At 65.5% G+C, this 23,045-nt stretch carries 15 protein-coding genes; 11 read left to right on the top strand and 4 right to left on the bottom strand.

What is annotated here, in order from left to right; all coding sequences use genetic code 11:
- Positions 1–24 precede the first annotated feature (24 nt).
- Positions 25–1,107 (bottom strand): 3-phosphoserine/phosphohydroxythreonine transaminase, encoded by a 1,083-nt coding sequence (gene serC / locus D4740_RS02625; RefSeq protein WP_119835386.1) that lies wholly within the window; start codon positions 1,105–1,107, stop codon positions 25–27.
- Positions 1,108–1,485: 378 nt separating this feature from the next.
- Between serC and D4740_RS02620 the strand changes: the two genes are divergently transcribed.
- Positions 1,486–3,069: a DUF4832 domain-containing protein gene (locus D4740_RS02620; protein ID WP_119835385.1), complete on the top strand. Its 1,584-nt coding sequence runs from the start codon at positions 1,486–1,488 to the stop codon at positions 3,067–3,069.
- Between the two features lie 307 nt (positions 3,070–3,376).
- On the opposite strand, the gene D4740_RS02615 is transcribed toward D4740_RS02620, so the two are convergent.
- Together D4740_RS02615 and D4740_RS02610 are read right to left on the bottom strand one after the other, a co-directional pair.
- A complete protein-coding gene (locus D4740_RS02615; RefSeq protein WP_119835384.1) occupies positions 3,377–4,909 on the bottom strand; it encodes a glycoside hydrolase family 36 protein in 1,533 nt (510 codons plus the stop codon).
- 248 nt (positions 4,910–5,157) lie between these two features.
- Positions 5,158–6,384, bottom strand: coding sequence for a Gfo/Idh/MocA family protein (locus D4740_RS02610; protein WP_119835383.1), 1,227 nt, complete (start codon positions 6,382–6,384; stop codon positions 5,158–5,160).
- 167 nt (positions 6,385–6,551) lie between these two features.
- On the opposite strand from D4740_RS02610, the gene D4740_RS02605 reads away from it, so the two are divergent.
- Together D4740_RS02605 and D4740_RS02600 are read left to right on the top strand one after the other, a co-directional pair.
- Positions 6,552–7,226: an ATP-binding cassette domain-containing protein gene (locus D4740_RS02605; RefSeq protein ID WP_119835382.1), complete on the top strand. Its 675-nt coding sequence runs from the start codon at positions 6,552–6,554 to the stop codon at positions 7,224–7,226.
- Positions 7,219–7,980 (top strand): hypothetical protein, encoded by a 762-nt coding sequence (locus D4740_RS02600; protein WP_119835381.1) that lies wholly within the window; start codon positions 7,219–7,221, stop codon positions 7,978–7,980. Before D4740_RS02605 ends, D4740_RS02600 begins: the two co-directional genes overlap by 8 nt.
- A 38-nt stretch (positions 7,981–8,018) precedes the next feature.
- Here D4740_RS02600 and D4740_RS02595 read toward each other — a convergent pair whose 3' ends face one another.
- Positions 8,019–9,509: a CCA tRNA nucleotidyltransferase gene (locus D4740_RS02595; RefSeq protein ID WP_119835600.1), complete on the bottom strand. Its 1,491-nt coding sequence runs from the start codon at positions 9,507–9,509 to the stop codon at positions 8,019–8,021.
- Positions 9,510–9,653: 144 nt separating this feature from the next.
- On the opposite strand from D4740_RS02595, the gene D4740_RS02590 reads away from it, so the two are divergent.
- From D4740_RS02590 to D4740_RS02555, 8 genes are all read left to right on the top strand, one after another.
- Complete coding sequence (locus tag D4740_RS02590; protein WP_119835380.1) at positions 9,654–10,163, top strand: NUDIX hydrolase; 510 nt, start codon at positions 9,654–9,656, stop codon at positions 10,161–10,163.
- Entirely contained in the window at positions 10,160–12,562 is a 2,403-nt protein-coding gene (locus D4740_RS02585) for a DUF6049 family protein (protein ID WP_147392825.1), read from the top strand. The genes D4740_RS02590 and D4740_RS02585 overlap by 4 nt, the downstream gene beginning before the upstream one ends.
- Positions 12,559–16,851 carry a murein biosynthesis integral membrane protein MurJ gene (locus D4740_RS02580; protein WP_119835378.1) on the top strand — a complete coding sequence of 1,431 codons (4,293 nt, stop codon included), beginning with the start codon at positions 12,559–12,561 and terminating at the stop codon, positions 16,849–16,851. The genes D4740_RS02585 and D4740_RS02580 overlap by 4 nt, the downstream gene beginning before the upstream one ends.
- Before the next feature lie 103 nt (positions 16,852–16,954).
- Entirely contained in the window at positions 16,955–17,875 is a 921-nt protein-coding gene (trxB, locus tag D4740_RS02575; protein ID WP_119835377.1) for a thioredoxin-disulfide reductase, read from the top strand.
- Between the two features lie 207 nt (positions 17,876–18,082).
- Complete coding sequence (gene trxA, locus D4740_RS02570; protein WP_119835376.1) at positions 18,083–18,409, top strand: thioredoxin; 327 nt, start codon at positions 18,083–18,085, stop codon at positions 18,407–18,409.
- Between the two features lie 190 nt (positions 18,410–18,599).
- Positions 18,600–20,045 (top strand): threonine synthase, encoded by a 1,446-nt coding sequence (gene thrC / locus D4740_RS02565; protein WP_119835375.1) that lies wholly within the window; start codon positions 18,600–18,602, stop codon positions 20,043–20,045.
- A 298-nt stretch (positions 20,046–20,343) separates the two neighbouring features.
- Positions 20,344–21,642: a PLP-dependent aminotransferase family protein gene (locus D4740_RS02560; protein WP_182911333.1), complete on the top strand. Its 1,299-nt coding sequence runs from the start codon at positions 20,344–20,346 to the stop codon at positions 21,640–21,642.
- Positions 21,643–21,650: 8 nt separating this feature from the next.
- Positions 21,651–22,610, top strand: coding sequence for an ATP-grasp domain-containing protein (locus tag D4740_RS02555; RefSeq protein WP_119835373.1), 960 nt, complete (start codon positions 21,651–21,653; stop codon positions 22,608–22,610).
- The last annotated feature ends 435 nt before the right edge of the window (positions 22,611–23,045 follow it).

The following is a 23,045-nucleotide window of genomic DNA, read 5'->3' as shown; positions in this document are numbered from 1 at the left end:
CCAGGTCTGGCCCTGGCCCTGGGCTCAAGCCCTGGTCGCCTCGAAGTCGGTCATGTAGTCCACCAGCGCCTGGACGCCCTCAATGGGCATGGCATTGTAGATGGAGGCCCGCATCCCTCCCACGGAGCGGTGGCCCTTGAGATTGGTCAGGCCCGCAGCCTGGGCGCCGAGGAGGAAGTCGGCGTCCAGAGCCGGGTCAGCCAGAGTGAAGGGAACGTTCATCCAGGACCGGGAGCGCTCCTGGACAGGGTTGGTATAGAAGTCTGAGGCGTCGACGGCACCGTAGAGCAGCTCGGCCTTGGCACGGTTGCGCTCGCCCATGGCTTCCAGGCCACCGTTATCCTCCAGCCAGTGAGCGATGAGCCCCAGGAGGTAGACGGCAAAGGTGGGCGGGGTGTTGAGCATGGAGTCGGCGGCGGACATCCTGGTGTAGTCCAGGACAACGGGGGTCGTGGTGCGAGCGCGCCCCAGGAGGTCCTCACGAACGATGACCACGCACAGCCCGGAGGGGCCCATGTTCTTCTGCGCCCCGGCGTAGATGAGCCCGTAGCGGCTGACGTCCAGGGGACGGGACAGGATGGTGGAGGAGGCGTCGGCCACCAGGGCGACGTCGCCCGCGTCAGGGACGTAGCCGAACTCGACGCCGCCAATGGTCTCGTTGGGGGTGTAGTGCAGGTAGCGGGCGTCCTGGGGGACGGAGAAGGAGCCCTCCTCCGGGGTGGTGGTGTAGGAGGAGGCGGCCTCGTCCGCGACGACGACGACGTCCAGGTCGTAGGCGCGGGCCTGCTCGACAGCCTTGGCTGACCACTGGCCGGTGTTGAGGTAGGCAACCGTGTCACCGGGTGCGGTGAGGTTAAGGGGGATACCCGCGAACTGGGCTGTGGCCCCACCCTGGAGGAAGAGGACCCGGTAGTCCTCGGGCACGCCCATGACACGGCGCAGGGTGGCCTCGGCGTCAGCAGCGCATGCCACGAAGTCCTTGCCACGGTGGGAGACCTCCAGGACGGACATCCCCGACCCGGACCAGTCGGTCAGCTCGGAGGCGGCACGCTCCAGCACGGGCAGAGGCAGCTGGGCGGGACCGGCGGAGAAGTTGTAGACGCGCACGGGCACATTGTGTCCACTTGGGCCAGGGGCGGCAATCTCGTGCACCCGTGGCGTGGTGCAGGAAGCCTCCAGTGTGAGGTAGTGCTCCACCGGGCGGCCCGGGAGCCGTCAGCCCTACCCGGGGCACAGGGGCTCGTGGCAGACGGTCGAGGCCACTGACCACCCCAGGGGCAGTCGCGCCCGGGGTGCAACGGCTTGTGCCTACCGGGACCTGCTACCGGTCCTGCCCGCTCCGGGCAGGTAGCCTGCGAGCACGGGGACAGCGGCAGCCCACTAGGACCGCGGTCGGTCTCGCGTATCGGCCTACCGTCCCCCGGACCGGCCCTGGACCCTGCAGCCTGGGGCACCGACCCAGCACCTCCCAGCAAGGCGGCGAGAATGACCCACCTCCCGATCGACGGCGTACCTGCGCAGGTACCTGCCGAGGACCCCGGCGACGCGCCGGGTAGCCCCGGCTCGCGCCGTGTCGGGGCCGTCTGGGACCGGGTCGCGGCCGGGTGGGGCGGCCGTAGGGGAAGGCGACGAGCCGTCGTCAGCATCGTGGGCATCGTGATCGTGGCTGTCCTCCTGGCTGCGGGCCTACGTGCCTGTCTGCCTCTGGGGGCGTGGGAGGAGCTGCCCCGGACCGTCGCTCCCGTAGCCAACCCGCTCAAGGGCATGCTCCCCTATGCTCCTGAGGACCCGCAGGCCGACCCCGACCTCTCCGACTCCGCCCTGCCCCACACGATGGAGTGGCTCTACCTGCCCCTCAGCGACGTGGTCACAGGACCTGACGCCTACGACTGGACAGTCCTGGAGTCCCACCTGGAGGCGATCGCTGCTCGCGGGCACCACACGGTCCTGCGCTTCTACATGGACTTTCCCGGTCGTCCCAGCGGCGTCCCCCCCTACCTGGTGGAGGACGGCCTGGTCACCACCCGCTCCTACAGCTTCTACCACAACGGGGTACAGGGCTCAGCCGCCTCGGTGAGCCCGGACTACAACGACCCGGACACGATGACGATGCTCACCGGCTTCGTCTCCGCCTTCGGGGAACGCTACGACGGTGACCCCCGCCTAGGCTTCGTCACCCAGGGCCTGGTGGGCTTCTGGGGGGAGGGGCACACCTGGCCCATGGACGGCACTGTCTCCTCGGACAATCCCCGGGGCGAGGACTGGATGGCCAGCGAGGCCAACCAGAAGGCACTGGTGGAGGCCTGGGACGAGGCCTTTGACACCACCCCGACCCAGATGCGCTACCCCACGTCGTGGTCAGCCTCCCACGACGTGGGCTACCACGACGACTCCTTTGGCTACGCCACCCTGGATACGACAGACTGGCACTTCATGGCGCTCATGCGCACGGCCGGGGCCACGCAGGCCTGGCAGACCAGTCCGATCGGCGGGGAGGTGTACCCGGGCATCCAGGACTGTGTGCTGACCGACCCTGACGACTGCGGCTCCGCCCAGGACGTGGCGGCCGGGCGCGACATCGACCTGACCGCCTCCATCCAGGCCACTCACGCTACCTGGCTGCTCGACGACTGGGTCTTCACCGGGGACATGGGGGAGCAGGAGCGCAGGCTCGCCGCCGAGTCGAGCGCGTCCACCGGCTACGAGCTGGCGGCGACGCGGTGGCGTGCGCGCGGCAGCGAGGTGGAGGTGGAGATCGTCAACGACGGAGTGGCTCCCTTCTACTACAGCTGGCAGGTGGAGGTCGTCGTCCTGGACTCCGGAGGCACCGTGGTGGAACGCACAGCTCTAAACGGCGACCTACGCCAGGTTCTGCCCGGCACGGCGGTCACCTTCTCCGGCACGCTGGACGTGCCCGAGGAGCAGGCAACGGTGCTGCTGCGGGTCGTCAACCCGCTGGAGGGCGGTGCGCCGCTGCGGCTGGCTAACGCGGGCCAGGACCAGGACCTGGAGGGTTACCTAACCCTGGGCCGCCTGGGGCCAACGGGCTCAGGCTCCCCGAGGGGGTAGGGGGTTCTCCCGAGGGGCGGGCCAGGTCGTTCTGACTCTGTGTCCCAGCATGTCCCGGCAAGTCACGGCATGCCGTCCATCTCACGCTCCCGGACGGCCGGTGGGCCGCGGTCGGGGTCAGGCTGGGCGGTCTGCAGGCGACAGCGGGGGCGTCCTGCCTGGTCAGGGGGTCGATCAGGTTGACACCAGCACCCGGGGGGAGCCGCCCCTCAGGCTGGTGGTCATCGGGCCGGGCGCCTCCTGACCATGGACGACGGCACCGTCACCTGCCCCCTGTCAGCCCTGGGATCCCAGGAGACCGGCCCTGTCACAGCGGGTAGGGGGATGCCGAGCCCTCGACGGCCTCGGTGAGGTCAACCTCCCGGCCACCCACGCGGAAGCGGTAGCGGCCCAGGAGCTCGACCTCCTCCTCCCGGGTGACCCACGTCCGCAGCGCCTTCTTCTCCGCCTCCTCCAGCCAGGCCGTCCGGTCTGAGACGCACCGGAAGCGGCAGGCGGCAGCCAGCTCGCGCAGCCAGAGCATCTGGGTGTCGTCCAGGAGGTTGCGACGGTGCCGGAAGAAGGCCACGTCCGGGTCAACCCCGATGACCTCTCCCAGCCATAGCCGACTCGCACTGGCTCGCAGCGCGTTGCGGGCCGTGGCGTCACTGGGGTCGTCGGTAGCGTAGTTGTCCCACATGGGGGCCACGTCCGGTCCAACCCTCACCGCGTCGAGGACACCGACGGAGGGCATGAGCAGGGCACCCGAGCCGAGCAGGAACACGTCCTCCCCCGCCGCCTGACGAACTAAGCGCAGGCCCTCACGGTAGGCCTGCTCACGGTCGGTGTCTTGTGCCCGGACCCCGGGGACCGCCGCGGCATTGAGGAAGTCGAGCTTGAGGTAGGAGAACCCCCACTCGTGGACCACCCGGTCGGTGACCTCGTATACCAGGTCCTGGGCACGCGGGTGGGTCATGTCCAGGGCGTGGTAGTGGGAGCCCCAGTTGGACCCGGCCACAGCCAGCGAGCCGTCGGCAGCGCGAACAAAGGCCTCAGGATGCTCCCGCACTGCCCGGGACCCGGGCAGGGCGATGAAGGGAGCCACCCACAGGCCGGGGGTCATATCCGCCTCCCAGACGGCGTCGGCGACCGCCTTCATGCCAGAGGGGAAGCGTGGCCCCGCGTGCCAGTCCCCGACCCCAGCCTGCCAGCCGTCGTCGATCTGCAGGGTGGAGAACCCGCACCGGGCCACTTCAGGGATCTCCGCCGCGACGGCCTCCTCGGAGACCCCCTCGTAGTAGGAGTACCAGGAGCACCACACGCTCTGCGGCCTGATCTCACGGCGCCCCTGGTACGCCCCTAGCTGCCGGGCGTAGGCGGTCATGACCTGGGTGGCGGATCCGACCAGGATGACCCAGCGTCCGGGCCGCCCGGTCTCGGTGAAGGCCTCCAGGGCGGCCTCGTCCACGCGTACCCGGGGGGTCTCGCCCTCCAGGCAGCCCACGAGAACGGCACTGGGCCGGTCCGGTACCACCTCCCCGGCAGGCTTCTCTCCGACGGGTCCGGCGTCCTCGACCACGGCCACCCAGGAGGAGTGGTGACGGGTGGGGTCGTCCCAGAGGTCGTCGTCAGCGGTGCGGCGGCGAACCGGGTTGGCTACTCGCAGGGGCGGATCCGCCAGCCGTTGCCACCCCGAGGGGGACCACGACGTCTGGCCGGTGCGGTAGACCTCACCGCCACGCATGTCGTGGAGAAGACTCAGGTGTGCCGCGCACACGTAGACCTTCCCGTCCCTGCGGGTGACGTCGCCGTCGGTGGCCAGGGCGATGCTCCGGCCGCCTAGGTCAATCTGGTGGATCACGGGTCCTCTCCTGCCTGCTGGTGTCTTCGTAGTCCTCTAGTCCTTATGGACCCTCTGCTGTCCGCCTACACCGCCAACCTACCGGGTCCCACGGCCAGGCGACAGGCTCCCGGGGCATCCTGTGGACAGCCTGATCGTCGTCGGGAGCCTCGGATGGTGAGAACCGACCCGCACGCAGCGACACCCCGCAGCACCGTGACACGCACCGCTACTGTCTGGGTCCAGTCCCCGCCCTGAACGTCCCCGAATCAGCCCCGCCTCTGGCCGCCCTCGAAGTAGGCGGCCACGCGCTCCTCCACCCGGGGGACGTCGCGGGGCACCGACCCCGAGCGCAGGGACTCGGTGGCCAGGGCGCCCGTGGCCACGGCGTCGCGAGCGCCCACGGGGGAGGTCTGCGTGGACCCGCCGTCACGCACGAAGCGCAGGAACTCATCCATGGTGCGCTGGTCGGCGCTGTCGTGCCCGGTCCCCTCCTCCGTGATGGGGTACTCGGCGCTGCCGTGCTCGCTGTAGCCCGAGCGTCGTGTCCACACCCGGACCACGCCCCCCGCGCCGTCGCCGAAGTTCTCCGCCCGGCCCCGCGTCCCGATCACCGTGTAGCTGCGCCAGTAGTCGGGGGTGAAGTGGCACTGCTGGTAGCTGGCCATGACCCCGTTGCGCAGGGTCATGAGGACCATAGACAGGTCCTCGACGTCGATCACCGGGTTGAGCCCGGTCAGCGCATCGGGCGGCCAGTGGTCGTGGCTGAACCAGTCGCCCATGACGGTGCCGGGGCTGGCCCCGTGGGGGCGCCGTTCCCCGGCGCCGTAGACCATGAGGTCACCCATCCCCACCACCCTGCGGGTCGTGGACCCGGCGATCCAGTGGATGACGTCGATGTCGTGGGCGGCCTTCTGCAGGAGCAGCCCGGTGGTCCTGGCCCGCTCAGCGTGCCAGTCCCGGAAGTAGTAGTCACCTCCGTTGCCCACAAAGTGTCGGCACCACACCGCCTTGGGCTCACCGATCTCGCCGCGGTCCACCACGTCCTTGAGCAGCCTGACCACGGCCATGTGCCGCATGTTGTGGCCCACGTACAGCCTGGTCCCGCTGCGCCGCGCCACCTCCAGCACCCGGTCCGCCCCCTTGAGGCTGACCGCCAGCGGCTTCTCCAGGTAGACGGGCACACCGGCGCGCAGGAAGGCGCAGGCCACCTCCTCATGGGTGTCGTCCGGAGTGGTCACGACCACGGCGTCCAGCCCGGAGCGCCCCGCCTCGGCCAGCTCACGGTAGTCGGAGACCACCTCGACCCCTGCGGGCAGGAACCGCCGGGCACGCTGGTGCCGGTCGTTCGCGGGATCTGCTGCTGCCACCAGTCGGGCAGGCACAGGGGAGGACTCGGCCAGGACAGCCAGAGGACTGCGCGCGCCGACCCCCACCACGCCGACCCTCAGCTCTGTCACGGTCGCCTCCTCACCAGCGCTTGCTCCCCGTCCCATCCTGGCACAGACCCGGGCACGTCTGCGTCCGCACCCTCACGCCAGGACAGGTCTGCTGTAGCCTTCATCCCGAAGGTTCTTCCGTCTCTTCTATCCCGAGACTGACCTGGACAACGCCGTCACCTGCACCTGTAGTTAACCCCTTGTCGAACACCACGGTTAAGCCTATGACTGCACTGCTCGAGCTGGAGGATCTCGTCGTCTCCCGAGGGAGAAGGTTCCGCCTCGCCCCACTGACCATCCGCTTCGACACCCCTGGTGTCGTGGGTCTCTTTGGTCACAACGGGGCCGGGAAGACGACCCTGCTCAAAGCCCTGGCCGGGCTGCTGCCCCTCCGGTCGGGCTCGGTGAAAACCCCGGGCGCGGCACTGCCGACCCTCCTGCCAGACTCCCCGTTCCTCTACACCTTCTTGAGGGTCGGCTCGGTCCCCGACGTCCTGGGGGACTACTTCGAGGACTTTGACCGCGACCGCGCCCGGTCCATCATCAACAGCCTCTCACTGGACACCTCCAAGAAGGTGGGCGACCTGTCGAAGGGCATGGAGGAGCAGCTCAACCTCGGCATGACGCTGGCCAGGAGGTCGTCGGTCTACCTCCTTGACGAGCCCCTGGCAGCAGTGGACCCCGTGACACGCGACCGGATGCTGGAGCTCATAGGGCAGCACAGGCCCGCCGACGCCCTCATCATCGTCAGCACACACCTCATCGCTGGCCTGGAGCCTCTTTTCGACGAGTGCGTCGTGCTCCACGACGGCAGGATGCTGCTGCGCACGCAGGCCTCGCAGGCATCGTCCGGGCAGAGCCTGGAGGCACGGATCAAGGAGGCGATGCAGCGTGCGTGACATCCGTACCGAGGCGCGCAAGCACCTGGGCTTCTTCTCGGTGTGCGCCGTCGTGCTCGCCGCCACCCTCCTCCTCAGGGAACTCCTGGAGTCCTACAGATCTGTGACCGAGGTGGTCTGGGTCTTTGCCGTCATCCTCGTGTCGGCAGCCACCACTTTTTACGTGGGGGCGCACGTCTTCATCTTTCTGGTGCTCAAAGGAGACATCCTCCTCCAGCTCTCCACCCACTCGCCCCTGAGAAAGCTCCTGGTCAAGACGCTCCCGCTCGCTACCGGCTTCTGCGCCACCGGTCTCATCACCCTGCTGGCCTACGCCACGACGTGGCCGGAGCAGGGCAGAGCAGGGGCGGTAGCCTACGCAGTCTGCGCCAAGCTCGCCTCGTGCGCAGCCCTGGTGTCCCTGGCATGGCTCCTGGGGCTCGCCGCCGCAGGCCTCAGGGGGTTCTACCTGCGGCTCCTGGTCTACGCCGGCGGACTCGTCGTGCTGGTCGGCCTGCAGGCCGCCGCGGTGTGGAGCACGGCCGGGCTGGAGGGCACCGGGTGGGCGGTAGGCGCGTCCACCTCCTACACGGGGTACCCGGTGTACTACGGGCCTCTAGGCGTCTGCCTGGGAACACCGTTCACCACCGACTCGACAGGACCCTACGTGCTCAGCCTGGTCCTCAACATCCTCTGGATGGGGGTCTGCCTGCTGGCCGTCGGGCTGAGCTCCCGTCTGCGCCGCCGGGGCGCCGTGCGCCTGCACGCCTCCTAGCGCAGGCCGCGCCCGCGCATCCCGTCCAGCCCCGCCCCTTACTCCTGGTCCTGCCGGGCAGCCCACCAGGAGCGCAGCGCCTGACGAGCCAGCTCCTCACCCAGGGGACCTTTCTCCATGCGTAGGTCCAGCAGGAAGCGGTAGGCCTGGCCCACAACCGGTCCGGGGGCGACCCCCAGCTCGGCCATAATCTGGCTGCCGTCCAGGTCGGGACGGATCGCGGCCAGCTCCTCGGCCTTGCGCAGCTGGTCGATACGTGCCTCCAGGTCGTCGTAGGCGTGGTCCAGCATGGCGGCCTTGCGCCGGTTGCGGGTGGTGACGTCGGCACGCGTGAGCCGGTGGAGGCGCTCCAGCAGGGGACCGGCGTCGGTGACGTAGCGGCGCACCGCCGAGTCCGACCACCCGGCGTCGGCGTAGCCGTGGAAGCGCAGGTGCAGCTCGACCAGTCGCGCCACGTCTTTGACAGTCTGCTTGTCAAAGCGCAGGGCGCGCAGGCGCTTGGCGGCCAGGCGCGCCCCCACGTGGTCGTGCCCGTGGAAGGTCACCGTCCCGCCCGGCAGAAAGCGGCGGGTGGCGGGTTTGCCGATGTCGTGGAGGAGCGCGGCCAGGCGCAGCACCAGGTCGGGTCCGGGCACAGGCCCCTGCGGGCCGGTCTCCAGGTCGATGGCCTGGTCCAGGACCGTCAGGGTGTGCTCGTAGACGTCCTTGTGGCGGCGGTGCTCGTCCACGGTCTCGCGCAGGGCCGACACCTCCGGCAGGACGACGTCGGCCACCCCGGTGTGCACCAGAAGCTCCAGGCCGCGCCGGGGCCAGGGGCTGGTCAGCAGCCTCTCCAGCTCGGCACGCACGCGCTCGGCAGAGACGATGCTCAGCCGCGACGCCATCTGGGACATAGCGCTTACCACGTCGGGCTCAACATCCAGACCCAGCTGGGCGGCAAAGCGCGCGGCCCGCATGATGCGCAGGGGATCGTCGTCAAAGGACTGGACAGGGGAGACCGGGGTGCGCAGGACCCCTGCCCTCAGGTCCGCCAGCCCGTGGTGGGGGTCGACAAGCTCCAGGTCGGGCAGGCGCAGGGCCATGGCGTTGACGGTGAAGTCCCGGCGGGTGAGGTCCCCCTCCAGGGTGTCGCCGTAGGAGACGGTCGGCTTGCGCGAGCCAACCTCGTAGTCCTCGGTGCGGTAGGTCGTCACCTCCACGACCACTTCTCCCTTGCGGGCACCGATCGTGCCAAAGTCGCGTCCGACGTCCCAGCAGGCGTCCCCCCAGGCACGCAGCAGTACCTCCGTCTGCTCCGGGCGGGCCGAGGTGGTCAGGTCCAGGTCGTGGGGAGTGGTTCCCATGAAGGCGTCACGTACCGGCCCGCCCACCAGGGCGATCTCGTGGCCTGCCCGGGCAAAGGTGTGGGCCAGAGCAGCCAGGGGCACCGGTAGGGCAAAGAGCGCGCAGCGTGCTGTCGGGGTCAGGCCGCAGGCATCTGGCTCCTCGGAGAGCGGGGCGTGGGAGGGGGGACGGGTCTGCGCAGTCATCAGGCCAAGCCTGCCACGTCGGGAGCCGTCGGCAGCGGCGTCCCTGTCAGCACCCGGTCGGCTCTGGCCGTGACAGTCCTCATCGACCCACGCGGAGGTCTCGTCCACATCCATTGACACCGCTGTTGGACCTAGAGTATCCCTATGTCCTCCCGTCGCACCCGCACGCCCCGCGCCGCCTCGGCGGCTCGCCGGGCGGGTGCGCGCAGCCTCCCCGTCGTCGACGAGACAAGCGCCGGCGGCCTGGTTGTTGACGTCCAGGCTGGTCAGGCCTTCACCGCGGTCATCGCGCGCCGTAACCGTGGTGGGCGGCTGGAGTGGTGCCTGCCCAAGGGGCACCTGGAAGGAACAGAGACACCGGAGGAGGCCGCCGTGCGAGAGATCGCCGAGGAGACCGGTATCACCGGCCAGGTGCTGCGCCACCTGGCGACGATCGACTACTGGTTCGCTGGCGACGCGCACCGCGTCCACAAGGTGGTACACCACTTCCTCCTGGAAGCTGTCGACGGGTTCCTCACCACCGCCAACGACCCCGACCACGAGGCGGAGGACGTCGAGTGGGTGGCCCTGGACGACGTGGCCCGCCGCCTGGCTTACCCCAACGAGCGTCGTATCGTGGCGGCCGCCCGGAAGATCCTTGTGGGTGACGCATGAGGGGCCGGAAGGCACCTCACCGGCGCGGCCGCCGCCCCCAGAAGGTGGAACCGCGCCTGCCGGCAGCGCTGGTGACCGCGCTGACAGCGCTGAGTCTGCTGACCCTGGTGCTGGCCCCGGCCAGTGCCCTGTCGGCAGCGGCCCCGACCTCCCCGGCACCTGTCTCTGCTGCCTCCGTTGCGCTGCCCAGCGAGGTCGAGCTGGTGTCCGGCCAGGTGACACTGAGCATCGACGCCCTGGCGCCGGAGGTGATCCACGACGGAGAGGACCTCCTGGTCACCGGCACCATCGCCAACGGTACCGACGAGACGCTGTCAGGCAGCTCCCTGGTGGTCCAGATCCAGGAGGGCACGGAGGTCACCTTCGAGACGCTGTCCCTGTGGCTGGCCAACGAGCGAGACACTTCTCTGTCGTCACCGTCTACCACACGGCTGCCACAGCTCCAGCCCGGGCAGACCTCCTCCTTCTCCGTGACGGTCAGCTCTGAGAACCTGCCGCTGTCCGCTCGCGACCAGTGGGGTCCTCGTGGCGTCCAAGTCGCCCTTACCGACGGCGGGGCCACTGTCGCTGAGGACCGCAGCATCATCGTGTGGGACAGCTCCTCGAGTGTGGACGCGGCCCGTGTCACCACCGTCATCCCTGTCACAGCCTCTGCCGAGGAACTGATGGTCCTGACCCTCCCGGCCTCTGCGGCCGACGACTCCTCGGCCGCAGAGGTGACCGTGACTGAGGTCCAGCAGCGGGTCCAGGCCCTGCTGGAGCTGGCGGGTGACGGCGTGGTCCTGGCAGTGGACCCGGCACTCCTGGAGGCTCTCGGTGTTGACGCCGGGTCCTTCCAGGGGGACCTGGCCAGCTCGACCCCACCCGACACCACAGGCACGGCCACCGCACCCAGCACCCCCCACACGGGGCAGCCCTCCGGACCCTCTCCCGCAGCCGCCTCCCCGTCTGCAGCACCCACTGCAGATCCGTCTGCCACCCCCTCAGGCTCCTCCTCGGCCCCAACTGCCCCGGCATCGCTGACTGCGGCCCTGACCCGTGCCATCGCTAACGGCGACGTCGCGACCCTGCCTTGGGACGACGCCGATACGGCAGCCCTGTCCCACCTGGGGGAGACCAACCTCCTGACCACCTCCGTCCAGAGGTCCCAGTCCTCAGCCGTGGCTGGTGCCGGGGCGGACCCCACGCTGGCCTGGCCCGTCTCGTCCCAGCTGGACGCCCAGACCCTGGAGGCCTTGCCTGACTCCGTGACGACGATCGTCGCTCCCGTTGGCTCCGTCCCCGTGACCCAGGATCTCACCTACACGCCCTCCGGAACGACGACGATCGGAAGTCGCACGATACTGGTACCCGACGAGCCCGCCTCGCTCACCCTGGCTGGGCAGCTGCCCGAGCCTCTCGACGACCAAGAGCTCAGCGACCTGGACACGCGCCAGCTGCTGCGTGCACGGACCGCGATCTTCACCCGCCAGGCACCATCTGTGGGTCGCGACCTGGTCATCACCTTGGACCGGGCCTCGGCCGCAGCGGTAGAACCGGAGGTGCTCGCGCAGCGGCTGGCAGCCCTGCGGGACACGTCCTGGGTCACTGCCCAGGACCTGGAGACCCTGAGGTCGCGGACGGTCGAAAAGGGAGGGACTGGGGAAACGGGGAGTGCCAGGAGCTCCGCGAGCCCGGACCCGTCAGGATCAGGTAGCAGGGACAGCGGGGACGTGGCCCGCACGGACCCGCCGGAGCAAGTCAGTGACAGCGACGAGATCACCTCTGGGATCCTGTCGGAGGCCTACCGGTCGGGAGGCCGCCTGGACTCGATCGCCTCGGTGCTCTCCGACCCCCGGGCAGCTCTGGGGCGAGCCAGTGACCTGGCGAGCATCGTCTCCTCAGCGTCCTGGCGCTCCGACCCCCAGGCCCGCCGCGCGTACCTGGACTCTGCCGTTGCCGCAGGGGACTCGGTTGTCGACGCGCTGAGCGCTGCTCCCTCCTCCACCATCAACATCATCAGCTCGGAGGCTGACCTGCCAGTGAGGATCGTCTCGACCCTGAGCCAGGAGGCGACTCTCCAGGTACGTCTGGTCTCAGACAGCCAGCGTCTCCAGATGCCTGACAGTGTCACTGTCACGGTCCCTGCACGCAGCCAGGTCACGACGACAGTCCCGGTCACGGCAGTAGGCTCCGGTGACGTTGACCTGACGATCGAGGTCCTTGCGGATGACGGTACGGCTGTGGGAACCCCGACCACCGTGCACATGCAGGTGCGAGCGGCGTGGGAGTCTGTCGGCACCTGGGTGGTCGGTGGCGTCCTGGCCCTTGTCCTGGTCTCCGGCGTGACGCGTACGGTACGTAGAGGACGCCGCACCGTCACGCCGACCATACCGGCACCAGCCCAGGAGAAGGCATGACCCCGCCCCGGCACGCCCGGCCCAGACGCTCCTTCCTTTCCCCGAACCCGCACCGGTCCCAGGCCTCACTGGCCCGTTCCTCAGCGATCATGGCCTCGGGAACGTTGGTCTCCCGTGTACTGGGGCTGGTGCGCAACGCCCTCATCGTCATCGCTCTGGGGGCTACCGGCTCAGGGGCGGCAGACGCCTTCAACACCGCCAACAACCTGCCGACAAACCTGTACAACATGATGATCGGTGGCGTCCTCAACGCCATCCTGGTACCTCAGATCGTCCGGGCACTGCGCAAGCGCAACGGCGAGGAGCTGGTCAACCGGCTCCTGACCGCCGCGGCCACCCTCATGCTCGTTGTCACGGTGGTGATCACCGCTGCGGCTCCCCTGGTGTTCTACGTCAACGCCTCCTCCCTCGCCTCGGGCCGGTGGCAGCCGGTCTCCTATGCCTTCGCCTTCTGGTTCATGCCGCAGATCTTCTTCTACGGCCTCTACGCCCTGTGGGGCCAGGTCCTCAACGCCCGGTCCAGCTTCGGCCCCTATATGTGGTCGCCGGTGCTCAACAACATCATCTCCATCATCTCCATCATTGCCTACATCCGGGTCTACGGGGCCTATACCGACGGGCAGGGGCCGGAGGTGTGGGACGCGGGCCGCATCACCTTGATCGGAGCAACCACCACCCTGGGCATCGCCGCCCAGGCCCTGATCCTCTACATACCCCTAGTGCGTTCCGGCTTCCAACCACGCATCGTCTTTGGCATACGAGGCCTGGGACTAGGGCAGAGCTCCAGGGTCGCCCTGTGGGCGCTGCTCGGCGTCGCCATCATCTCCCTGAGCACCTGGGCCACCACCAACCTGGGCTCAGCCGCGGTCACGGCCTCTGAGCTCCCTGAGTACGCCGACGTTGTGGTGCCGTCAACGACGATGTGGTCCAACGCCTACCTGGTCTACATCCTTCCCCAGTCCCTGGTGGTGACCTCCATCATTACCGCCTTGTTCACCCGTATGAGCGAGAAGGCCTCCTCAGGCGACCGGGAGGGCGTGCGCGACGACCTGTCACTGGGCCTGCGCTCTGCCGGGGTGTTCACGGTGCTGGCTACCGCAGGCATCTGCGTCCTGGCAGTGCCTGCACTCCAGGTCTTCACCCCGTCGATCTCTCTGAGGGTGGCCCAGGCTACCGCACCGGTCCTTGTCCTCCTGGCCCTGGGGATCGTCCCGCAGGGGATCTGGTTCACCACCCAGCGAGTCATGCTGGCCTACGAGGACACTAAACGGCTTCTTATCGCCGACGCTGTGGTGGGCCTGCTCCCCGTGGTCCTGTGCGCCCTGGCCTACCTCCTGGCACCGGCCAACCACTGGATGGCCTGGGCGGCCTTTGCCAACACCCTCAGCCAGGTTGCCGCATGCGTCGTCGTCGTCCCGCTGATGCGGCGCCACCTGCCGAGCCTGGACGGGCGCAGGGTCGCCACCACCCACCTGCGCCTGTGCCTGGCCGCAGCACCTGCGGTACTCATCGGCATGGTCCTGGTAGCGCTGATGGGAGAGGTAGACGGAGCCTCGTCCCTGAGCCGTCTCCTGGCCGCCTCGACCCAGGTCGTCGTCGTGGCCTCGGTCATGTCCTTCACCTACCTCGTCATGGGACGGATAGTCAACGTCGAGGAGATTGTCGTTGCCTTCCGCCCGCTGTCACGGGTCCTGGTCAAAATTGGCCAGCGCCTGCCGGGTCCGGCAGGTCGATCGGTGCTGCGCCTGGCAGAGTGGATGACACCGACGACGGCTCCTGCTAGTGGCGCCCCCACAAACAGGACCATTCCTTCAGCGCCGCCTCCACCACGGGCGGCCCCGGCACCTCCACCTCCGGCTGCTTCTACTGCACCCCCCACCACACCACAGCCTGCCCCGGCACCACCACCCCCGCCTGTGCCTACCACCGCCCCTCAGGGGGCGTCGGCGCACGGACAGCCGCAGGCTTCCTACCCTCCCAGCGTTCTTCCTCACGCCCCTTCCTCGGCCGACCGCGCTGGGCGGTCACCTGTACGACGCCCGGTGGTACCTGCTGTACCGCCGACAGTACCCCCATCGGTCCCGCCGGTCCCTCGTACCTCTCCGGCAGCTACGACTATGCCTCCGCCCGAGGCCGTCACACGCGCGACGCCCCTTACCTCCCCTCCACCACCAGCCCACCCTGCTGGCGCTGCGGTCACCCCCCGGGGCGCCGCTCCCGCGCCACCTCCGGACAGCTCCCCCCTGTCCGCCAACCTGCCTGTCAGCATAGAGCCGTCCACCGTCGTGCTCCCGTCAGGTCACACCACCGAGCAGGCACAGAGCCCACGGACCGCTACGATGGGTCCATCAGTATCTGACGGACAGTCACCCCGAGGAAGGAGACGCATGTCTGAGGCGACGCCGATTGGCAGTGGCCGCTACGGACTCCTGGGGACCCTGTCCACCACGCTGCCCCGAATCGTTCGACACCGCGGTGTTGACACCATCCTCGACCGCGAGGTGACCATCCTCGTGCTCACGGACGCCTCGGTCCACCGCGACAGTGTCATGGACGCGGCAAGCCGCGCCGTACTGGTGGACGACGAGCGCCTTCAGCGGGTATACGATGTTGAGCGCTCCGAGCCCTCCATCATCATCACTGAGCCCCTGGCGGGCCGCACCCTCAGTTCCCTGGTGGCCCGCGGCATCACCTCGGCGCAGGTCAGAGCCATCATTGGTGAGACAGCCCAGGCGCTTGACGCCGGGGCCCGTAAAGGTCTGCACCACCTCAACCTGTCCCCTGAGTCCATTCGGGTGCTCCCCGGGGGAGAGGTCAAGATCAGCGGGCTGGGGATCGAGGCCGCCGCTCTGGACCTGGAGAGCAAGGTCGCCAAGAACGACCCTCTTGCCGCCGACCGTGCTGACGCCCGTGCCCTCGTGGAGATCCTCTACTACGGGCTGACCGGCCGTTGGCCCGGGAAACGTCCCGGGATCCCCTCCGCACCTCGTCTGGGTGGCGCGCCCGTCGTCCCGTCCACGCTGGTAGCTGGTATCGACCCGGTCCTGGACGACCTGTGCGTGCGTACATGGAACGGGCAGCCTCCCATCTCAGCCGCCGAGGTCGCGCGGGCGCTGGGAAGCTGGGAGCCTGTCAGCGGCTACGTGGTCGACCCCGCTCGGGACTACCCGGCCGTGATGAGAACCAGCACCCAGCAGAACGGACCAGGCTCCACATCACGTACAGCAGGTACCGGGGTTGCTAGTGCTGCCCGCGGAGTACTAGATCGTCTGCGTCGCTCTAGCAGCACGGATAGCGGTGCTTCGGCTACCGCCTCAGCGACTGCCGCTCACGCCTCGCAGACTGCCGTAACGGACTCCTTTGCTCAGCAAGGTCCCGCTTACGACGCGATGGACGAGGACACCGTGGTCGCTGGCGACCTGCGTGCCGAGGAGGAGGCGACTCCTCGGGCAGGAATCGGCTACGTCCAGGTCACCGGCCCGGTCAACCCGATGCCGAGCGTGCTGACCAACGCCTCGGAGACAGCTCCAGGCGCCGCTCCTGTCCCCTCTGAGCCCTTCACAGGCAGCTTTGAGGTCAACTTCGACGACCTTGAGGACGAGGAAGAGGATGAGGTTGACGAGGAACTAGCCCAGTCTGTCAACCGTACCACGACCAGCATCATCCTCACCCTGGTTGTCGTAGCTCTTGTCGGCGTTGTCATTGCCGTGCTGATTCTGCAACAGCTGGCGGGAATCCGCTTTACCGACCCCGACGGACCAGCCGCCGACACGGTTCCCTCCGCGACATCGGCGCAGTCGGCCCAGGACGACGGCGATGAGGCGGGTGAGCAGTCCGGGGACGAGGAGGACAGTGAGGACAGCGCGCCTATCACCGTCAGCGGCGCACAGAGCCTGGACCCCTTCGGCGACGGGAACGAGCACCCAGAGCTGGCTGACCTCCTGGTGGACGGGGACACCTCCCAGGAGTGGTTCTCCCGGTACTACAACGACCCCGGTATGGATGGCAAGGGCGGGGTGGGAGTTGTCGTGACTCTGGAGGAGTCTGCCGAGGTCTCTGGTATCGACATCCACGGAACCGGGGAGGGCGGATCGATCCAGGTTCGTGCCACGAGTCCCGAGGACCCTACAGGGGGCGAGCTGCTGGCTGAAGGTCCCTTCACCTCGCAAGTCACCTCATTCGACTTCGAGTCCACGGAGACGGCATCAGTTGTCGTATGGATCACGGAACTTCCCAGAGCCGCTGACGGCTCCAATAAGGCCACTATCACCGAGATCACCCTCCGATAGGTCCTTGCTTGGGAACAATCGCTTTTCATCCTCAGTTTGCTCTAGTGACACTGGTCCTTGTCAGCCAGCGTGCACCGTGTGCTACTCCCACACCAGGAGGATCATGATTCACGACGTCATCATCGTCGGCTCCGGCCCTGCGGGCTACACCGCCGCTATCTATGCTGCTCGCGCTCAGTTGGCACCCGTCGTGCTGGCAGGATCGGTGACAGCCGGGGGAGCACTGATGAACACAACGGAGGTGGAGAACTACCCTGGATTTGTCCAAGGTGTGATGGGTCCCACCCTGATGACCCAGATGCAAGAGCAGGCAGAACGCTTCGGAGCAGAGATCCGCTACGAGGACGTCACCGCCTTGGAGCTGGAAGGCCTGACCAAGCGTGTCGTCACGGATGAGGGCACCTACGAAGCCCGTACAGTGATAATCTCTACCGGCTCAGAGTACAGGCACCTGGGGCTAGAGGCTGAGGACCGCCTTTCCGGCCACGGGGTGTCCTACTGTGCGACATGCGACGGGTTCTTCTTCAAGGACCAGGATATCGTCGTGGTCGGCGGGGGTGACTCCGCGATGGAGGAAGCCACGTTCCTGACTCGGTTCGCCAGGTCAGTGACCGTTGTGCACCGCCGTGACGAGCTGAGGGCCTCCGCAGTTATGGCACAGCGTGCCCACGACGACCCCAAGATCACCTTCGCCTGGAACTCCACTGTGGCTGAGTTGCACGGTCAGGACTCCCTGACCAGCGTGACGCTTGAGGACACGGTGACCGGGAAGCGGCGTCAGCTCGACGCAACCGGGTTGTTCGTGGCAATTGGTCAGATTCCCCGTAGTGAGTTGGTAAAAGACGTGCTGGACCTGGACGAGGCAGGATACATCCAAGTCGAGGCCCCGTCGCAGCGCACTCGCTTACCAGGCGTCTTCGCCTGTGGCGACGTCGCTGACCCGGTCTACCAGCAGGCTGTCACGGCAGCCGGGTCGGGCTGCCGCGCGGCCCTAGACGCAGAGCACTACTTGGCCACGCTGTGAGGTGGAGCTGCGACTGGGCGTAGTGGCTCGAAGCAGGCCCGCTCTACGGTAGACAAGGAGGCACGATACCCGTCATCAACTCCACTGCGTATAAGTGCGCAACTCGGACGCCAACGCAACCTATATCTGCGCGTCGCGTCGGAAAGACACACCACCCCTACTAGCGATACCGACGTACCAGGCTACGACTCATCCTAGGAGAACACCATGTCTGCTGCTCTTGACGTCACCGATGCCACCTTTAACGAGGAGGTTCTCGGCTCCGACAAGCCCGTTGTCATCGACTTCTGGGCCGACTGGTGCGGCCCTTGCCGCCAGATGGCACCGATTGTCGACGAAGTAGCGACCGAGCTGGGAGAGCGGGTGAAGTTCGTCAAGATCAACGTCGACGACAGCCCAGCCACCGCGCGGTCCTTTGGGATACGGTCTATTCCGACCTTTGCGGTCGTCCGTGACGGTGAGACATTCCATCAGTTCGCCGGCTCACGCCCCAAGGCCTCGTTCAAGGCCGAGGTGGAGAAGGTCCTGGATTGAAGATCTGGAGTCCGAAGTAGGGGGTGTGCCAGCCCAGCCGGTGCTGGGTCGGCACACCGCGCCTCATGTGACTGCCTGTTCCTGACCCAACGGCACGTGCCCAGTCGCGGACACGTACACACCGAAAACCACCGATGGTCCCCTAGAATGACAGTCATCACAACCACCCGGGCATGATAGAAGACAGTACATGCACTATATCTCTACCCGAGGCGGGATGCGTCCAGCCCGTTTTACCGAGGTCCTGTTGTCCGGCTTGGCGCCAGACGGGGGACTGGTAGTCCCCCTTGCACTACCATCACTCAGCGCAGACTGCCTTGAGGCATGGAGATGCCTGGACTACGCAGCCCTGGCTTCCAAGGTGATCGGTCTGTTCGCCACCGACGTCCCTGAGGCCGATCTTCAGACTATGACTGCCGTCGCCTACGGGCCGCAGCGGTTCCCAGCACCTGTGGTACCGGTGCGCGATCACAGCGCAGTTGTTGCAGGGCTGCACCTCGTGGGCTTGTCTGAGGGCCCCACCATGGCCTTTAAGGACCTGGCGATGCAGTTCCTGGGCCAAGCGGTGCCCTATGTCCTGGACAAGCAGGGACAGGTGCTTAATATTCTAGGAGCAACATCCGGAGACACTGGATCGGCTGCTGAGCACGCCTTCCGGGGGCAGGACGCAGTGAACGTCTTCATGCTTTCACCGGCAGGCCGGATGAGTCCCGTCCAGCGGGCGCAGATGTACTCTCTGCACGATCCAAATATTCACAACATCGCCGTTGAGGGCGTGTTCGACGACTGCCAGGACCTGGTCAAGACCCTCAGCAACGACATCGCCTTCAAGGAACGTTACTCGCTGGGAGCCGTCAACTCCATCAACATCGGACGAATCGTGGCCCAGGCGGTCTACTACGTGTGGGCGTGGTTGCGTGTCACAGACCGGGTGGAAGAGCGGCGACGTTCTGACTTCCAGGTCGACGTATGTGTTCCCTCGGGCAATTTCGGCAACGTCTATGCAGGTCATATAGTGCGCAGCATGGGACTGCCGATCCGTAGACTCATCGTGGCAACCAACGAGAACAACGTTCTGGAAGAATTTTTTTCTACTGGAATCTACACGCCGCGAAGCGCAGAGGCTACCCTCGCCACGTCTAGTCCTTCCATGGATATCTCCAAGGCTTCTAACCTGGAGCGGTTCCTTTGGTCTCTTCTGGGACCGGAGCGGTTCTCGCGCGCCTGGAGGGAACTGGAGGACTGCGGCTCACTGGATCTGTCGGACCAGGTAGAGCGCATACGCGAAGAGTTCGGTTTCATTGCCATGTCCTCCTCCCACGCCAAACGCCTAGAGACAATTCGCTTTATGAGTAGCCACGGTGTCACCGTCGACCCGCATACCGCCGACGGTATCACCACGGCCCTGAACCTTATGGAGCCCAGTTTCCCGACACTGGTATTGGAGACTGCAAGACCGGAAAAGTTTCTCGGCACCGTTGGGGAGGCCCTTGGGTTCCCCCAACCGATCCCAAATACCGTCAGCAAACTCCTGGCGCTTCCTCAGCGAAAGACAACAATTACTGCCGACGAGCAAGAACTGAGAACCATTATCGCTACGAACGCGGTCACAGCCAACTCATCGACCTTCCAGTAGCCACTCTGGTAGAAGGATCCTGGCTCTGCAAGTGTGTTGGGGTAGAGAGGCGAGGGCTACTTTTATCTGGCAGAATTGGAGCGGTAACATATGGCCTCGTACTGAGAGCGGTCTCGAACCCCACAACTCAGCTGCGACGATCGTTCTTCACAGATCAGCCGGTGACCAGCTGGCTGCCAGCCGACTAGCCGGAGTGACCTGAGTCTGGCCAAGAAACCTTCCTGCCATCTATCCTTGTCAGACTTGGCACTGACCGTAGCACCAGAGGTCGTCATGGAAGGAGTTCCTCGTGGAAGAGATGAGCCAGGTCAAGGGAAACCGACTTGACCCATGGCTAGACAGTTATGCCACACGTGCCCACGGCCTGAGGGCGTCTGAGACACGTTCCCTGTTTGCAGTCGCCTCGCGTCCTGAGGTGGTCTCGTTAGCGGGCGGAATGCCCAATCTCAAAGATCTACCTCTTGACCGCATCGCCGACGCAACTGCCGAAATGATCCGCAAGGACGGAGGTAAGGCACTGCAGTACGGAAACGGGCAGGGGTTGCCGCGGCTTCGTGAGCACGTCACCGAAGTTATGGCTCTCGAGGGTATCGACGCAGGAGCCGACGACGTCATCATCACCACGGGCTCGCAGCAAGCCGTCGATATAGTTACCGAACTGTTTATTGACCCGGGCGACGTAATCCTTGCCGAGGCGCCAACATATGTTGGTTCTCTATCGATCTTCTCCACCTACCAGGCTGATGTACAGCATGTGGCCATTGATGCCCACGGCGTCATCCCCGAAGCCTTGGAGGAGGCGATCCTCAGGACCAAACGAGAGGGTCGAACTATTAAATTTTTTTACTGTTTGCCCAACTTTCATAACCCTGCTGGCGTCACTCTCAGCGAAGAACGTCGCCCGCTTGTCATTGATATATGCCGTCGACACCATATTCTTATCGTTGAAGACAACCCCTACGGACTGCTTGGCTTTGAAGGTCAGACTTACACAGCACTCAAGACGCTCGCCCCGGATGACGTAATCTATCTTGGGTCCTTCTCGAAGATCTTTGCGCCTGGGTACCGTGTGGGCTGGGCTGTCGCTCCTCCAGCGGTAAAGGAAAAGATGAAGCTCGCTTCCGAGGCCGCCATTCTTTGTCCGTCCTCTGTTGGCCAGTACTCTATCTCGATGTACCTGGAGCAGTTCGATTGGAAGAAGCAGATCGGGGAGTTCCGTACCATGTACAGGGAACGGCGAGATACCATGGTGGGAGCCTTAGAGGAGTACTTACCGGTGTGCCGCTGGAACGTCCCGGACGGCGGCTTCTATGTGTGGGTTGGACTCCCTGAAGGTATTGACGCTAGAGAAATGCTTCCCCGTGCAGTGACAAATCTCGTTGCCTATGTCTCTGGCACAGCCTTCTACGCAGGAGGAAAAGCCGGCCAAGACCACCTTCGGCTTTCCTTCTGCTACCCAGAGCCGGTTGATATTAGGGAGGGAGTCCGGAGACTGTCCCAAGTTATTAGTCGCGATCTGGAGAACTACAGATTGTTTGGCCCTGCTTCGTACCGTGACTCACTAGGTATAACTGCCCCAGGCCCAGATCAGGTTTAAGGAGAATCATGACCAAGACTCCTCAGTCAGAACCGCTACGTATCGCTATACTCGCAGGAGGCCTCAGTCACGAACGGGATATTTCGCTACGCTCAGGCAACCGTGTAGCCCAGGTTCTCAAGCAGGATGGGCATTCCGTGCTCGTCCTCGACGTCGACGCCCGTATGATTAGTTCTCTACGCGCTTTCGGCCCTGATGTAGTATGGCCCTTAGTTCATGGAAGCCACGGTGAGGACGGTGGACTTCAGAACACTCTTATCGCACTGGGGCTTCCTTATGTTGGCACACATTCGGATGGGTGCCAGCGTTCGTCCTTCAAGCCGACTGCTAAGGCTACCGTACGAACCGGCGGCGTACTTACCCCGGATTCCCTCACGCTGCCACGCGCATACTTTAGCCAGTTAGGCGCTCAAGACGTTCTCGGTGTTGTTGCTGGGCACCTAGGGTTTCCACTTGTCGTCAAGCCAAATCAAGGCGGTTCAGGTCTTGGCGTATCCGTCGCCTTTAACGCAGATGAACTTCGGGCGGCAATGGTTGCTTGCTTCTCCTATGACGACCGTGCGCTTATTGAGAAGTATGTTGAAGGAACAGAGATTGCGGTGTCTGTTGTCGATACCGGAGCGGGACCACGTGCACTACCCCCGGTCGAAGTAGTTTCTCAAGGTCAATACGACTTCGATGCGAGATACAATCCTGGTCGGTCTGAATACTTTGTGCCAGCCAGACTTAGCGGTGACGATGCAGACAAGGTCAAAGAGACAGCTCTGGCGGTTCACCGCACGCTAGGCCTTGGTAATCTGTCGCGGACCGACTTAATTCTTGACGCCCACGGCACACCCTGGTTTATTGACGTCAATGTAGTCCCTGGAATGACAGAAAACTCACTTCTACCCATGGCCATCAAAGCAGATGAGGAACTTGGGGACCTCTATGATGCCTTGGTGAGAAATCCTTTGGTCCAGCCCTAATACTTCACTATCGTTCTACCAGTTACGCCGCAGGTGACGAGGGTAGTCATGTCTATATACAGCGCCAGCAATAGGCTCTGACGTCTCAGGAGAGTTCTTTCTGATAGTCTTACGTGCGGCTCTGCTACTGCAGACGCGTATATCCACGGTTGTCAATAACAGCAATATCCGTTTCTAGCGGATGCCCGTTTCTGTTCCAGTACCTGCTGCATTGATAGTAACATCGGTATAGTTTCGCCTGGATGTCAACTTCCTGGTTTAAAATTCATAACAAATACTAGGCGAATATTACCTTTCAACACTTCAACACACTTGGTGACAGAGAAGTTAGCGCAGGCACACCAAGACCTCGCTAAGTCGCTATATAACTCACATATGGTAGCTTCAACTATTCTATGTGTGGAAGGTAGATTCCCACAGGCAATCACGCATGCA

Origin of the sequence: Actinomyces sp. 2119, from assembly GCF_003591215.1 — a bacterium.
Classification (GTDB): Bacteria; Actinomycetota; Actinomycetes; order Actinomycetales; family Actinomycetaceae; genus Actinomyces; species Actinomyces lilanjuaniae.
This window is presented reverse-complemented; position numbering and strand designations above follow the sequence as displayed.

Bases quoted from the DNA above. Each gene is read 5' to 3' on its own strand.
- D4740_RS02620 (WP_119835385.1), top strand. From the start codon at position 1,486: ATGACCCACCTCCCGATCGACGGCGTACCTGCGCAGGTACCTGCCGAG.
- D4740_RS02610 (WP_119835383.1), bottom strand. From the start codon at position 6,384: ATGGGACGGGGAGCAAGCGCTGGTGAGGAGGCGACCGTGACAGAGCTG.
- D4740_RS02605 (WP_119835382.1), top strand. From the start codon at position 6,552: ATGACTGCACTGCTCGAGCTGGAGGATCTCGTCGTCTCCCGAGGGAGA.
- D4740_RS02595 (WP_119835600.1), bottom strand. From the start codon at position 9,509: ATGACTGCGCAGACCCGTCCCCCCTCCCACGCCCCGCTCTCCGAGGAG.
- D4740_RS02590 (WP_119835380.1), top strand. From the start codon at position 9,654: ATGTCCTCCCGTCGCACCCGCACGCCCCGCGCCGCCTCGGCGGCTCGC.
- D4740_RS02585 (WP_147392825.1), top strand. From the start codon at position 10,160: ATGAGGGGCCGGAAGGCACCTCACCGGCGCGGCCGCCGCCCCCAGAAG.
- D4740_RS02580 (WP_119835378.1), top strand. From the start codon at position 12,559: ATGACCCCGCCCCGGCACGCCCGGCCCAGACGCTCCTTCCTTTCCCCG.
- trxB (WP_119835377.1), top strand. From the start codon at position 16,955: ATGATTCACGACGTCATCATCGTCGGCTCCGGCCCTGCGGGCTACACC.
- trxA (WP_119835376.1), top strand. From the start codon at position 18,083: ATGTCTGCTGCTCTTGACGTCACCGATGCCACCTTTAACGAGGAGGTT.
- thrC (WP_119835375.1), top strand. From the start codon at position 18,600: ATGCACTATATCTCTACCCGAGGCGGGATGCGTCCAGCCCGTTTTACC.
- D4740_RS02560 (WP_182911333.1), top strand. From the start codon at position 20,344: ATGAGCCAGGTCAAGGGAAACCGACTTGACCCATGGCTAGACAGTTAT.
- D4740_RS02555 (WP_119835373.1), top strand. From the start codon at position 21,651: ATGACCAAGACTCCTCAGTCAGAACCGCTACGTATCGCTATACTCGCA.